The organism is Streptomyces sp. LBL (genome assembly GCF_029893585.1).
Lineage (GTDB): Bacteria > Actinomycetota > Actinomycetes > Streptomycetales > Streptomycetaceae > Streptomyces.
In genome coordinates, this window is the sequence record NZ_JARXYX010000029.1 from 24388 (window position 1) to 38006 (window position 13619).

The 13619-nt window shown below is 71.7% G+C and carries 11 protein-coding genes; 4 read left to right on the forward strand and 7 right to left on the reverse strand.

Going from position 1 to position 13619, the window contains the following annotated elements; all coding sequences use genetic code 11:
• Positions 1–20: 20 nt before the first annotated feature.
• The 4 genes from M2271_RS30220 to M2271_RS30235 all read right to left on the reverse strand — a co-directional run bounded on the left by M2271_RS30220 (position 21) and on the right by M2271_RS30235 (position 3010).
• A complete protein-coding gene (locus M2271_RS30220; RefSeq protein WP_280890561.1) occupies positions 21–1679 on the reverse strand; it encodes a DEAD/DEAH box helicase in 1659 nt (552 codons plus the stop codon).
• Between the two features lie 256 nt (positions 1680–1935).
• The gene (locus M2271_RS30225) at positions 1936–2139 is read right to left on the reverse strand and encodes a cold-shock protein (RefSeq protein ID WP_030680625.1); all 204 of its coding nucleotides are present in this window, start codon (positions 2137–2139) and stop codon (positions 1936–1938) included.
• 278 nt (positions 2140–2417) lie between these two features.
• Entirely contained in the window at positions 2418–2591 is a 174-nt protein-coding gene (locus M2271_RS30230) for a hypothetical protein (RefSeq protein WP_280890661.1), read from the reverse strand.
• Positions 2592–2653: 62 nt separating this feature from the next.
• Complete coding sequence (locus M2271_RS30235) at positions 2654–3010, reverse strand: PRC-barrel domain-containing protein (RefSeq protein WP_280890562.1); 357 nt, start codon at positions 3008–3010, stop codon at positions 2654–2656.
• A 307-nt stretch (positions 3011–3317) separates the two neighbouring features.
• Between M2271_RS30235 and M2271_RS30240 the strand changes: the two genes are divergently transcribed.
• Entirely contained in the window at positions 3318–5894 is a 2577-nt protein-coding gene (locus tag M2271_RS30240) for a SpoIIE family protein phosphatase (RefSeq protein WP_280890563.1), read from the forward strand.
• Between the two features lie 32 nt (positions 5895–5926).
• Here the strand turns inward: M2271_RS30240 and M2271_RS30245 are convergent, their stop codons facing one another.
• Together M2271_RS30245 and M2271_RS30250 are read right to left on the reverse strand one after the other, a co-directional pair.
• Positions 5927–6586 (reverse strand): response regulator transcription factor, encoded by a 660-nt coding sequence (locus tag M2271_RS30245; RefSeq protein WP_280890657.1) that lies wholly within the window; start codon positions 6584–6586, stop codon positions 5927–5929.
• Positions 6587–6749: 163 nt separating this feature from the next.
• The gene (locus tag M2271_RS30250; protein WP_280890564.1) at positions 6750–8033 is read right to left on the reverse strand and encodes a sensor histidine kinase; all 1284 of its coding nucleotides are present in this window, start codon (positions 8031–8033) and stop codon (positions 6750–6752) included.
• Positions 8034–8215: 182 nt separating this feature from the next.
• Between M2271_RS30250 and M2271_RS30255 the strand changes: the two genes are divergently transcribed.
• Complete coding sequence (locus M2271_RS30255; protein WP_280890565.1) at positions 8216–8461, forward strand: hypothetical protein; 246 nt, start codon at positions 8216–8218, stop codon at positions 8459–8461.
• Between the two features lie 196 nt (positions 8462–8657).
• On the opposite strand, the gene M2271_RS30260 is transcribed toward M2271_RS30255, so the two are convergent.
• Positions 8658–11201 (reverse strand): SpoIIE family protein phosphatase, encoded by a 2544-nt coding sequence (locus M2271_RS30260; RefSeq protein WP_280890566.1) that lies wholly within the window; start codon positions 11199–11201, stop codon positions 8658–8660.
• A gap of 468 nt (positions 11202–11669) precedes the next feature.
• Here M2271_RS30260 and M2271_RS30265 point away from each other — a divergent pair, with 468 nt between their 5' ends.
• Together M2271_RS30265 and M2271_RS30270 are read left to right on the forward strand one after the other, a co-directional pair.
• The gene (locus M2271_RS30265; RefSeq protein ID WP_280890568.1) at positions 11670–12608 is read left to right on the forward strand and encodes an ATP-binding cassette domain-containing protein; all 939 of its coding nucleotides are present in this window, start codon (positions 11670–11672) and stop codon (positions 12606–12608) included.
• A complete protein-coding gene (locus M2271_RS30270) occupies positions 12605–13444 on the forward strand; it encodes an ABC transporter permease (protein WP_280890570.1) in 840 nt (279 codons plus the stop codon). The genes M2271_RS30265 and M2271_RS30270 overlap by 4 nt, the downstream gene beginning before the upstream one ends.
• Positions 13445–13619 lie beyond the last annotated feature (175 nt).

The following is a 13619-nucleotide window of genomic DNA, read 5'->3' on the forward strand; positions in this document are numbered from 1 at the left end:
CTGACGGGGGCGTCGCCCTCTCAGGCGGCCGAGTCGAAGCTGGACCTGCGTCCTGTCGTGCCCCGACGCCCGGCCTCGCCGGAGGTGCCGTTTCGACGGCCGCCCTCGCCGCCCGCGGAGCCACCGCGACGGCCGCCCTCGCTGCCCGCCGAGCCACCGCGGCGTCCGGCCTCGCCCGTGCCGCCGCCCTGAGTGCGTCGGCGCCCCCGGGAGGAGGAAGAAGAGGAGGAGGAACGCGTGCTGCGGCGCGGGCGTTCGCTCGCGGCCGCCGGTGCCGAGATGACGACCGGCACGCCGGACGGTGCCTGGGCGCCCGTGATGCGGGTCAACTCCTCTTCACCCGAACGGACCTGGGTGGTCACCGCGGTGACGCCGGCGGAGGTCATCAGCCGGCTCATGTCGCGGCGCTGCTCGGGCGTCACCAGGGTGACCACGGTGCCGGACTCACCGGCACGGGCCGTACGGCCGCCACGGTGCAGATAGTCCTTGGGGTCGGTCGGCGGGTCCACGTTGACCACCATGTCGAGGTTGTCCACGTGGATACCGCGGGCGGCGACGTTGGTCGCCACCAGCACGGTCACATGGCCGTCCTTGAACTGGGCCAGGGTGCGGGTGCGCTGCGGCTGGGACTTGCCCCCGTGCAGGCCGGCCGCGCGAACGCCGTTGCTCAGCAGGTGCTTGGTCAGCTTGTCCACCGCGTGCTTGGTGTCCAGGAACATGATCACCCGGCCGTCGCGGGCGGCGATCTCGGTGGTCGTGCGCTGCTTGTCCGTGCCGTGCACGTGGAGCACGTGGTGCTCCATCGTGGTGACCGCGCCCGCGGAGGGGTCGACGGAGTGCACCACCGGGTCGGTCAGGTAGCGGCGGACCAGCAGGTCCACGTTGCGGTCCAGGGTGGCCGAGAAGAGCATCCGCTGGCCGCCGGTGCGCACCTGGTCGAGCAGGGCGGTCACCTGGGGCATGAAGCCCATGTCGGCCATCTGGTCGGCCTCGTCGAGGACGGTGATGGTGACCTCGTCCAGGCGGCAGTCGCCGCGGTCGATGAGGTCCTTGAGCCGTCCCGGCGTCGCGACGACGACCTCCGCGCCGGCGCGCAGCGCCCCGGCCTGCCGGCCGATCGACATACCGCCGACGACGGTGGCCATGCGCAGGCCCACGGAACGGGCGTACGGAGTCAGCGCGTCGGTGACCTGCTGGGCCAACTCGCGGGTGGGGACGAGGATGAGAGCCAGCGGCTGTCGCGGCTCGGCACGCCGGCCCACGGTGCGGGCCAGCAGCGCGAGGCCGAAGGCGAGGGTCTTGCCGGAGCCGGTGCGGCCGCGGCCGAGTACGTCCCGCCCGGCCAGGGAGTTCGGCAGGGTCGCCGCCTGGATCGGGAACGGCACGGTCACGCCCTCGTGGCCGAGCGCGGCCAACAGCCGCTCCGGCATGTCGAGTTCGGCGAACGCCTCCACAGCGGGCAGGGCGGGCGTGATGGTCTTCGGCGGGGCGAACTCCCCCTGCATCGCGGCCGGGCGGCTGCCCTGGCTCCTGGAGCGGCGCGGGGCGCCGGAGTAGCCGCCGCCCTTTCCGGAGCCGCCGCTCTTTCCGAAGCCGGAGCCGAAGCCGGAGCCGGAGCCCGAGCCCTGGGCGCCGGTGCGCTTACGGGCGTATCGGTCGTTCGTGCGTACGCGGTTCATGCGGAACCTTCCTTGATATGGCACGTATCAAGGAATTCCCGCGGTGAACGAGCGGCGCAGAGAATCGCAAGAACGAGCCGTGACTCTGGCGTTTCAAACGCCGAGAACAGTGAATATGGGGTGGAGAATTCTACGGAGATGCTCGGAGATTCGCGTGGATCCGCGGAGTTTCTCCGGTTTTTTCTGAAATGCAGCGAGCTGGGGCCCGCACCCCAAGGTGCGGGCCCCAGCTGCGAACCAGGCGTCAGTGGCCGGATCAGGCGGGAACGATGTTCTCGGCCGTCGGGCCCTTCTGGCCCTGCGCGATGTCGAAGCTCACCTTCTGGCCTTCCAGCAGCTCGCGGAAGCCAGAGGCGGAGATGTTCGAGTAGTGGGCGAAGACGTCGGCGCCGCCGCCGTCCTGCTCGATGAAGCCGAAGCCCTTTTCAGCGTTGAACCACTTCACGGTTCCAGTAGCCATGTCAATCTCCTTCGGTACGGGTTCGGAGTTCGCCGTATGCGCACTCCGGTCGCCGCGATGATCAGCCCGTCGGAAAAAACCTTCTGGCCACCACACTGCAACTGAGATCGACAGTAGCACGGCGTGATCGGCCGCGTCGGTTCGGCAATTCCGGATCCGGCGGCCGGTCGGGGAATACTCATCGCGCGTCGCGTCGATTTCTCATGTCATGGCCACAGATATTGCGTCGCCCGGATCGCAGCGTCCGTGGGTACGGGGGCTGATGCCCTGGTCAGCGGTCATCGGATGGGCCGTCGGTGATCACCCCGGGCCCCTCGTACGGTGATGAAGACCACATCGGCGATGAACAGCACGACGCCGACGGCCAGGAGAAAGCCCAGCCCGTGCGCCGCCACCCCGACGATGCCCAGGGCGACCGCGACAAGGACGATCAGCAGGAAGGCCACCATCATGGCGAACCACCTCCTGGTGGTGCGGTGTTGTGGTGCGGTGTTGTGGTGCGGTGTTGCCGGGGTCAGCGGCGGGCGAGCCGGCGTTCGCCGTTGACGCCCGGCCGGTACTCCATGTCGTAGTGCTGGAAGATCGGCTCCTCCCGCTCGGCGGGCAGGACGTCGTCCGTGCCGATCGAAGGGGCCTTCCGTACCTTTGTCCTGGCGTGCGAGACCCGCACGTAGCCGGGGCCGAGGACGGCCTCGTCGAGCGGGACGAAGACCAGCCGCTGTCGGGTGGGCAGTCCGGTGCGGATCGTGGCCATGGCGGGTCGGTCCGTCGCCGTGTCGACGTAGATCGCCTCGAGCATGCCGATCTTGCGGCCCTGGGGGTCGACCACTTCATGGTTGCGCCACTCGCGGATGTCGGCCGGACGAATCATGGCTGCTCCCTGTCATACGGCCCACTTGTCATCGTAGGACCGCGGCACGATTCCGGCACGATTCCGGCACGGGGCGGACGCGGAGGACGCGGAGGGGGCGGAAGGTGTGGAGGGGCGGGAGGCGAGGGCCGGAACGGGTCCGGCCCCACCGCGTGGGCGCATGTGGTCGGCCGTCTTTCGCCTCGGCTTTCCCGACGTTCGGTGCGGGATCGCTGCCTCCTGCGGAATACTGGGAAAATCGGGATGAAAAGCCATGGCATACGAAGCGAACACGGGAGAGAACCCGGCGAGAGCGAGATGAGCGACCATGGAAAGACGGGTCGGCGAGATCGACGGTGACCAGGGAGCGAGTCCCGTCGAGGACGTCGTCCGTGAGGTGCTCACCGCGCGGGCCACCGTCGACGAGCACGGCACGGTGACCGCGTGGAACGACGGTGCGCGACGGCTGCTCGGATACACGGCGGCGCAGATCCTGGGCCGCCCGGTCGCCACCCTGCTCGCCGAGGAGCCCGCGGCGGCGGACCTCCCGCCCTTCGCCCAGCTGCCGAGATGGCACGGAACGCTCGCTCTGCGGCACCGGGACGGCCACATCGTGGACGCCGGCGTGCTGGCCCACCATCACCCGGCGCCGCATGGAGACGGAGACAGAGCTGGAAACGGAGACAGAGGGGGAAACGGAGAGGGAGGCGGCCTCCCCGGTGGCGGAGGCGGCGGTTCTTGGCTGGTGCTGTCTCCCCTGGCCGGTCAGGAGTCCAGGCCGGTCGACGAGGACCTGGTCAGCTGGAGTTTCACGCAGTCCCCGTGCTGTGCGCTGGCCCTGTACGACACCACGCTCCGGCTGCGGCGGGCCAACGCGGAGATGGAGCGGTCCGTGGGCCTCGCTGAGGGCGAGATGCGCGGACTGCGCATCCCGGAGATCGTGGACAACGACACGGGCGAGATCTCCGAGCAGGACATGCTGCGGGTGCTGGAGACCGGTGAGACGTACTACCGCGAGAGGTACCTGCGCGCTCCGGGCGAGAAGCGCGAGCACGCCTGGTCGATCTTCGTGTCCCCGCTGCGGGACGCGGCGGGCCGCACCCACGGTGTCTTTCTGTCCGCGCACGACATCACCGAGCAGCACTGGGCCCGCAAACGCCTCCAGCTGATCGCCGAGGCCGGCCGCACCATCGGCAGCACCCTTGACGTGGCCCGGACCGCGCAGGAACTCGCGGACGTCGCGGTCCCGGAACTCGCCGACTTCATCAGCATCGACCTGCTGACCTCCCTGGACGACGAGAGCACCGACCACGCCGTCGACGCGGACGAGCAGGACCCTCAGGCGCGGTCGGCGGGCCGCCCCCTGGCCCTGCGGCGTGTCGCCCACCAGTCGGTGCTCCCGGGCGTCCCCGAGGCGGTCGTCGCGCCGGGCGAGGTGGACGCGTACCCGGGAGGGTCGCCGCAGGTGCGGAGCCTGCGGTCGGGGCGTGCCGTGCTGCACCGGATGACCGAGCCCGTGCTGGCCGAGTGGGCGGTACGGGATCCGCTGCGGTCCGCCCGGCTCCGTGAGGCCGGCGTCCACTCGATGATGACCGTTCCCCTGACGGCCCGCGGCACCACCCTGGGAGTCGCCGTCCTCATCCGCCACCGGCACCCCGAGGAGTTCCAGGAGGACGATCTGCTGCTGGCCGAGGAACTGGCGTCCAGGGCGGCCGTCTGCATCGACAACGCCCTCCGCTACACCCGTGAGCGCGGCACGGCGGTCACCCTGCAACGCAGCCTGCTGCCGCAGCGGCTGCCCGAGCAGGCGGCCGTGGAGGTCGCCTCCCGTTACCTGCCGGCCGGTGCGCGGGCCGGGGTGGGCGGCGACTGGTTCGACGTGATCCCGCTGTCCGGGGCCAGGGTGGCGCTGGTCGTGGGCGACGTGGTGGGTCACGGCATCCACGCCTCCGCCGCCATGGGACGGTTGCGCACCGCCGTACGCACCCTCGCCGACATCGACCTGCCCCCCGACGAACTGCTCACGCACCTCGACGACCTGGTGGGCCGGCTGGCCGCCGAGGCGGCGGACCCGGACGCCGCCCTGACGGGGAACGGGGAGGTCGCGGGAGACGTCGGCGCGACCTGCCTGTACGCCGTGTACGACCCGGTGTCCCGCCGGTGCGTGCTCGCCCGGGCGGGGCATCCGCTGCCGATGGTGGTGAGCCCGGACGGCACCGTGGAACTGCTCGACCTGCCCGCGGGGCCCCCGCTGGGACTCGGGGGACTGCCCTTCGAGTCGGTCGAGACGGAACTCCCGGAGGGCACTCTGCTCGCTCTCTACACGAACGGCCTGACCGAGTCCCGTAACCCCGCCGTCGACGACGGCGTCTCCCGCCTGCGCCAGGCCCTCACCCGGCCCGCCGCCTCACTGGAGCACCTGTGCGACGCGGTTCTCGCGGCCACGCTGCCCGGGCGGCGCGTGGACGACGTGGCGCTGCTCCTCGCCCGCACCCGGGCCCTCGACGCCGACCGGGTCGCCACCTGGACCATTCCCCCCGACCCCGCCGCCGTCGCCGAGACCCGCAGGAACGCCCTCGGCCAACTGGACTCCTGGAACCTGTCCGACGTCGCGTTCGTCACCGAACTGATCGTCAGCGAACTGGTCACCAACGCCATCCGGCACGCCGAGCCGCCCATCCAACTGCGCCTCATCTACGACCGGACCCTCATCTGCGAGGTCTCCGACGCCAGCAGCACGGTTCCCCACCTGCGCCGCGCCCGCGTCTACGACGAGGGCGGCCGCGGCCTCCTTCTGGTCGCCCACCTCACCCAACGCTGGGGCACCCGCCCCACCGCCAAGGGCAAGACGATCTGGGCGGAACAGACCATCGACGCGCCGGGCGACGCCGGGAAGTCCGACTGACGGACGGCACGCCGCGCCAGGTGACTCATGACTCATGCCAGGCGGCGTACGTCCTCCAGGTACCGCAGGACCGCGGCCACCCGTCGGTCCACATGGTCCGCGGGGGACAGGTCGAGCTTGGCGAAGATGCTGCGGATGTGCTTGTGGACGGCGCCCTCGGTGACGACGAGCCGGTCGGCGATGGCGGAGTTGCCCAACCCCTCGGCCATCAGGGCCAGTACGTCCCGCTCGCGGGGGCTGAGCCGCTCCAGGCGGGGGTCCTGACGGGAGCGGGTGAACAACTGGGCCACGACCTCGGGGTCGATGGCGGTGCCGCCGTCCGCCACCCGGTGCAGAGCCTCCAGGAACTCCTCGACCCGGCCGACGCGTTCCTTGAGCAGATAGCCGAGGCCGCCCACGCCGCCGCCGAGCAGCTCGGTGGCGAAGCTCTGCTCGACGTAGGCGGACAGGACGAGGACAGCGAGGCCGGGCCGTCGGCGCCGGGCCTCGACCGCCGCGACGATCCCCTCGTCGGTGTGGGTCGGCGGCATCCGTACGTCGAGGATGGCGACGTCCGGTTCGTGGGTGTCGATGGCGTCCAGCACCCCGTCGGCGGTGCCCGCGGTGGCGACCACGTCGAGACCCTCGGCGCGCAACAGCAGGGCGAGGCCCTCGCGCAGCAACGCGTCGTCCTCGGCTATCACGATCCGCAGGGAACCGTCCGTGCGCGCGGCGTGGTCCGCCCGTGGGGCGTGGTCCGTTTGCGGGGCACGGCCCGTCCCGGGGGCGTGGTCCGTCCGGTGGGTACGGTCCGTTTGCGGGGCATCATCTGTCCGCGGGGCGCGGGCCGTCCGCGGGGAGCGGTCCGTCTTGAAGTCACGATCCACAGGGGAGATCCACCTCGAGGGTTGTCGGGCCGCCGGGTGGGCTGGCCAGGGTGAGGTTGCCGTCGAGCGCCGCGATCCGGCGGCGGATGCCGGTGAGGCCGGAGCCGCCGTCCTCGTCGGCGCCGCCCCGGCCGTCGTCCTCGATGCGCAGCCGCAGCCGGCCGCCCCGGCTGCGGGCCGTGACGGTGGCGTTCCGGGCTCCGCTGTGTTTGGCGACGTTGGTCAGCGCCTCGGCCACGACGAAGTAGGCGGTCGCCTCCACGGCGGCGGCGCACCGTTCGGGTACGTCGACGTCGATCCGGCAGGGCATCGCGCTCTGAGCCGCCAGCCCCGAGAGCGCCCCGGCCAGCCCCCGGTCGTCCAGGACCGGGGGGAGGATGCTCCGGGAGACCGTACGCAGCTCGGCGAGGGCCTGTTCGGCGGCGGACTGGGCGCGTTCGAGGAGTTCGTCGGCGCCGGCCGGGTCGCGGGCGACCATCCGGCGGGCCGCGCCCAGCAGGACGGTGACGCTGACGATGCGGTTCTGGGTGCCGTCGTGCAACGACCGCTCGATGCGGCGCAGTTCGACGGCGTGGGCGTCCAGGGCGGCGGCGCGGGTGGCGGTCAGCTCGGCGACGCGCCGGGACAGATCGACGTCGGGACCGGCCGCGAGGAGCTGCTGTCCGGGCCGGGCCTGGAGGCGGGCCATGCCGGGGGAGAGCCCGAGGATGATGATGATCCAGCCCAGGCCCAGGAGAGACACGGCGAGGGCGCCGGGCCAGGACTGCGCGGAGCCCATCCCCAGGGACGTGGCGGTCGTGTTCTTCGGCAGGAGCTTCCAGTACAGGGGAAAGGCGCTGTCCCGCACGGCGAGGACCGGCAGGACGACACCGAGCAGCCCGAGGAGGAGTCCCAGGGTCGCGTGCCGGACCAGCCAGCGCAGTTCCCCTCGGGTGGTGGGGTCGACCAGGGCGAGCCGCAGCCGGGTCGGCGGGGGCTCCGGGGCGACGACCTCCGGGCCGCAGAGGGCCAGCCGGGCACGTTCCTTTCCGGCGAGGGCGTGCAGCGCGCGCAGCACGACCGGCGCGATGAGCAGCCCCACCCCGACCAGGCTCGTCACGGCGGCGACGGCCGTCCAGAGCAGCGTCATCAGCGCGAGCAGGGCCGTGTTGAGTCCGGACCCCAGTTGTCTGATCGCGGCGCCGGCGGCACTCAGGGTGCTGACGACGGTGTCCTTGAGGCCCACGCCCACGCCCACGCCCTCGGCGGCAGCGGTGTCCTGGTGGGTTGTCATCCATCCCCCGTCCCTCGGTCGCGAACGACCTTATGCCGAAAAGCGGTTCGCGCGAGGTACCGGGTCCGGGAGGTACAGCCTGCTGTACCTCGGCCGGCCCGGCTGCGGGATCGGCCCGCGGGGTGCTGATCCATAGCGTCGGTGACGACAGCGAGGACGGCACCGGACCACGGGAGAAGCCCATGAACACGAACACAACCGCGCACATGAACACGACCGCGAGCACGAGCACCGACCTCGACCCCGACCGTCTCACCCGAGGGGAGGTCGCCCGCACTCTGCTGTGGTCCGTCGTGGTGATCAGCGCGGTCGCCAACATGGCGGCCTCCTTCAGCGGCGCCGACACCTGGGTGCACCTGGTCTGCGGCATGGTCACCGCGCTGTGCGGCGGAACCCTCGCGGTGCGCGCTCTGCGAGGCCGTCGATGACCGCCGCTCTGCCGCTGCGCCTGGCCGGCCGCGCCCCGGACCACGACTGGCTGCGCACCCTGGTCCAGCGGGTCGGGCTCGGCGACCGGCTCACCCACAGCGAACGCTCCGGTTCCGGTACGCCGCGCCGCAGGGCGGGCGGCGTGCAGGCGGTCGTACGCCGTTCGAAACCACCACCGCTCGACGTCACCACACGTCAGAGTGAGTGGGCGAGCGTCTCCGCGGGCAGTGGCAGTTCCGCCCAGATGGTCTTGCCGGCGGGAGTCTGGCGGGTGCCCCAGCGTTCGGCGATCTGGGCGACGAGCATCAGCCCGCGCCCGCCCTCGTCGAAAACGCGGGCCCGCCGCAGGTGCGGGGCGGTGCTGCTGCCGTCGGAGACCTCGCAGATGAGCGCCGAGTCGCGGATGAGCCGTAGCACGATGGGGTCCTCGCCGTACCGGACGGCGTTCGTGACCAGCTCGCTGACGACCAGTTCGGTGGTGAACGCCGCCTCCGTCAGCCCCCAGGCGGCCAGCTGCTCACCCGCCATCTTGCGGGCCCCGGCCACGGCCGCGGGGTCCCGCGGCAGCTCCCAGGTGCGTACCTTTCCGGCGTCGAGCGCGGCCGTGCGCGCCAGCATCAGCACGATGTCGTCGCCGGGACTTTCGCTCAGCACGGTGCGCAGCACGTGGTCGCAGGTCTCCTCCAGCGACGCACCCGGGTCGCCCAACGCCTGGCGCAGCAGGGTGAGACCGACGTCGATGTCGCGGTCGGCTGTCTCGACCAGGCCGTCGGTGTAGAGGGCGAGCACGCTGCCCTCCGCCAGCTCCACCTCGACCGCCTCGAACGGCAGGCCGCCGAGGCCGAGCGGCGGACCGGCCGGCAGATCCAGGAGCCGTACGCCGCGGTCGGGGGTCACCAGGGCGGGCGGCGGATGTCCGGCGCGGGCCATGGTGCAGCGCCGGGACACGGGGTCGTAGACGGCGTACACGCAGGTGGCCCCGACCTCGCCCGACGCGTCCTGCGCCTGCCCGCGGGCCTCCGGCCCCTCCTCCCGGTCGAGCCTGATGACGAGGTCGTCCAGCTGGGTGAGCAACTCGTCGGGGGCGAGGTCGACGTCCGCGAGAGTGCGTACGGCGGTCCGCAGGCGGCCCATGGTGGCCGACGCGTGGATGCCGTGACCGACGACGTCGCCCACGACGAGGGCGACCCGGGCGCCGGACAGCGGAATCACGTCGAACCAGTCGCCGCCCACCTCGGCACCGGAACCGGCCGGCAGGTAGCGGTAGGCCACCTCCATCGCCGCCAGGTCCCGAGGCCGGTCGGGAAGGAGGCTGCGCTGGAGTGCCAGCGCTGTCCGGCGTTCATGGGTGTAGCGGCGGGCGTTGTCCACACTCACCGCCGCTCTGGCGACGATCTCCTCCGCGAGCAGCAGGTCGTCCTCGCTGAAGGGCTGAGCCGTCCGGTGCCGCAGGAAGTGCACCAGGCCCAGGGTCACGCCGCGGGCGCGCAGCGGCACCAGCAGCACCGAGTGGATCATGAACTTGGTCACCGCCTCGGCGCGGGCCTGGGAGGACCTGATCCACTCCTGCATCCCCGGCTCACCGGCCGTGTGGCGGGTGCCCCAGCCGGCGATCAGCGTCCGCATGGGCGGTGTCCCCACCGGGTAGACGACCGCGCCGCCGGCCGCGACCACCGACTCGGGACAGTCCTCCAGTACCGACCGCTGAGCTGTGCGGCGCACGGTGACGGGCTCGTCCGGCGGTACCGTCGCCGGCTCTTCGCCGAGGGCGACGGACTCCAGCAGGTCCACCGTGACGAAGTCCGCGAACCCGGTCACGGCCACATCGGCCAGTTCCTCGGCCGTCCTGATCACGTCCAGGGTGCTGCCGATGCGGAGGCCGGCGTCGTTGAGGACCACGAGGCGGCGGCGGGCCCAGTACTGCTCCGTGGTGTCGAAGACCGCCGCGGACAGCCCCTGGACGGTGCCGCTCTCGTCCTTCAGCGGTGAGATGAACATCGACCAGGCATGCTCCCGGGTCTCACCGGGAGCCTGGCCGTGGTCCTCGTAGAACACCATCTCCCCGGTGCGCAGGACCTGCCGCTGGAGGCGGTCGTACACGTCGAACGGCGGAGTGGGTTCGATCTCCCACAGGGTCCGGCCCCGCATCTCCGCCACGGTCTGGCCCATCACCTCGGACATGACCGCGTTGGCGGACACCAGCCGGGCCTGAAGGTCGTACACCGCCACCGGCACGGGGAGCTGCGCGAGCGTGAGGTCCCACAGGGCCTCCGTCCCCGGCTCGGCCCGCCCGGCGAAGCTCGCCGGTGCCGCTCCCGTCACGAGCCAGGGCCGGCGGGCTCCACCATTGCTGCCGTTGCCGTTGCCGTTGCCGTTGCCGTTGCCGCTGCCGCTGCCGCTGCCGCTGTCGCTGTCGCCGCGGTCGTGGTCGCGGTCCGTGTCCGCCAACGGCGTTCCCCGCAGCCGCACCACGACACGGTCTCCGCCCCGGTGCCGAAGCGCCACCTCACTGGCCACCTGGCGGCCGTCGGCCATATGGCGCCGCGCGGACTCGGGCAGGTCGGCGGCGAGCAGGCCGGCGGCCGGCCGGCCCACGATCTCGGCGGCTTCGTATCCGAGCAGCCGCTGAGCTCCGGCGCTCCACACCATGACCGCCCCGCGCCCGTCGATGACGACCGCGAAGTCCTCCGGCACACGTCCCTCCGCGGCGCCTCCGGAGGTGACGCCCCTGTCGTCCATGGGCCTCATTCCCTTCGCTCTCGCGAAGCGGGTCACGGCGGTCGGGTGCCGAACTGTTCCTTACTGGTACTTACCGATCCTTACAGGTCTTTACCGGTCCTACCGTTCCTACCGGTCCTTACCGACCAGTCTGGCAGCGGGACAGTAACTCTGCGGCGAGACGGAACGCCCGCATGTACTGATCTGGTCTCGGGCGGGACGCTGCCCACAGCGCGGTCGACGATGGACGTGAACAGCTCGGCCCCGACTCCTGTCCGCCGGGCAGGAGTCGGGGCCGACGCCCCCTGCGCCAGGCCGGCGGAGCCGACGAACACGGCAATCACCGCAGGTGGTCGCGTAGTACCGCGGTACCACCCGACCGGCGTAGTTCAGCCTCCCGGTACCACCGGATCGGGGTGATTCGGCACTTAGCGTTGCCTGTGCGGCGTCGGAAGTGACAGGCGCCGGACCCCGACAGGGAGAACGCGAATGATCGACGCACGGCAGGTGACCAAGAGGTACGGCGAGAAGACGGCCGTCGACGGGTTGGACTTCGTCGTGAAGCCGGGCACGGTGACGGGCTTTCTGGGGCCCAACGGTGCGGGGAAGTCCACGACCATGCGCATGATCGTCGGCCTTGATGCCCCGACGAGCGGCTCCGTCACCGTGAACGGCCACCACTACGCCCGTCACCGGGCGCCGCTGCAGGAGGTCGGCGCGCTCCTGGAGGCGAAGTCGATCCACCCGGGCCGTTCGGCGTACAACCACCTCAGGGCTCTCGCGCTCACCCATGGCATTCCGGGCCGCCGGGTCGACGAGGTCATCGATCTCGCCGGGCTGGGCAGTGTGGCGAAGAAGCGGGCCGGTGCCTTCTCCCTCGGGATGGGGCAGCGGCTGGGCATCGCGGCGGCGCTGCTGGGTGATCCGCAGACGGTGATGCTGGACGAGCCGGTCAACGGGCTGGACCCGGAGGGGGTGCTCTGGATCCGCAATCTGCTGAAGGGGCTCGCCGGCGAGGGCCGGACGGTGTTCGTGTCCTCGCACCTGATGAGCGAGATGGCTCTGGTGTCGGACCATCTGATCATTGTGGGACGCGGGCGGCTGCTGGCCGACACGACCGTGGCGGACCTGATCCGCGAGGCGGGCGGCGACACGGTGAAGGTGGTGACGCAGGACCCGGCCCGGCTGCGGGACGTCCTGGCCGGGCCCGGTGTCGATGTCACCGGCCGGATCGGCTCCGAGGAACTGCGGGTGACCGGGGTGAGCGCCCGCGAGATCGGGCTGAAGGCCGCGGAGCACGGGATCGCGCTGTTCGAGCTGAGCGCGCGGACCGTGTCGCTGGAGGAGGCGTTCATGGACCTGACCAGGGATGCCGTGGAGTACCACGGCACCACGACCGGGATCGAGACCCTGGGGAGGTCCGCATGAGCACCCTCACCGCAACCGCCGAGGAACCCCGCACCACCCCCGCCCGCCCCGTCTACCGGGTGACCGGACGGCGTGTGCTCGCCTCCGAGTGGGCCAAGCTGTGGTCCCTGCGCTCGACCTGGATCACCCTGGGCCTCGGCCTGCTGTTCCTGGTGGCCTTCGGCCTGATCGCAGCGAGCCGCTACAAGTCCGGGATCGACTCCGGCAACCTGGACAAGGACTTCGCCGCCTCGACGGCCGTCCGCCTGTCCCTCTTCGGTACGAACTTCGCGCAGCTGGCTCTCGGCGTGCTCGGCGTGCTGGTCACGGCGGGGGAGTACTCGACCGGCATGATCCGCTCGACGCTGGCGGCGGTGCCCCGCCGGCTGCCCGTGCTGTGGTCCAAGGCGGCCGTGTTCGGGCTGGTCGCGCTGGTGGTGGGGACGCTCGGCGCGTTCGTCACCTTCCTGGTCGGGAGCGGGATCGTCTCGGGCACGCCCGCGGCGATGGGCCTTTCCCACGCGGGTGTCGTACGGAGTCTGCTGGGCGCGGGGCTCTACCTCGGCCTGGTCGGGGTGATCGGCGCCGCCCTGGGCGCGCTGCTGCGGTCGGTGGCCGGCGGGATCTCGGTTTTGGTGGCCACCCTGATGCTGATCCCGGGGCTGATCTCGCTGCTGCCGAGCTCCTGGCAGGACAACATCAGCCCTTACCTGCCGTCCAACGCGGGTGAATCGATGTTCGCGCTGACCCACGACTCCACGTCCCTGTCACCGGGCGCCGGGCTGCTGGTGTTCCTCTGCTGGACGGCGCTGGCGCTGGGCGGCGCGGCGTACCGGCTCGCGCGCAGTGACGTCTGACGCCCGCATCATGGACAGGTGACGTCCGTGACCACCGATGACCTCAGCGGAATGGGACCGCTGGTCGCCCGTCTGTCCGGGGGCGGCCAGCGGTTGCGGCATGCGGGAACGAGCGGCTCTGTACGGAGGCACGGTCAGCGCGGGCCCGACGGGCGGCGGAGGATGGAACGTCGAG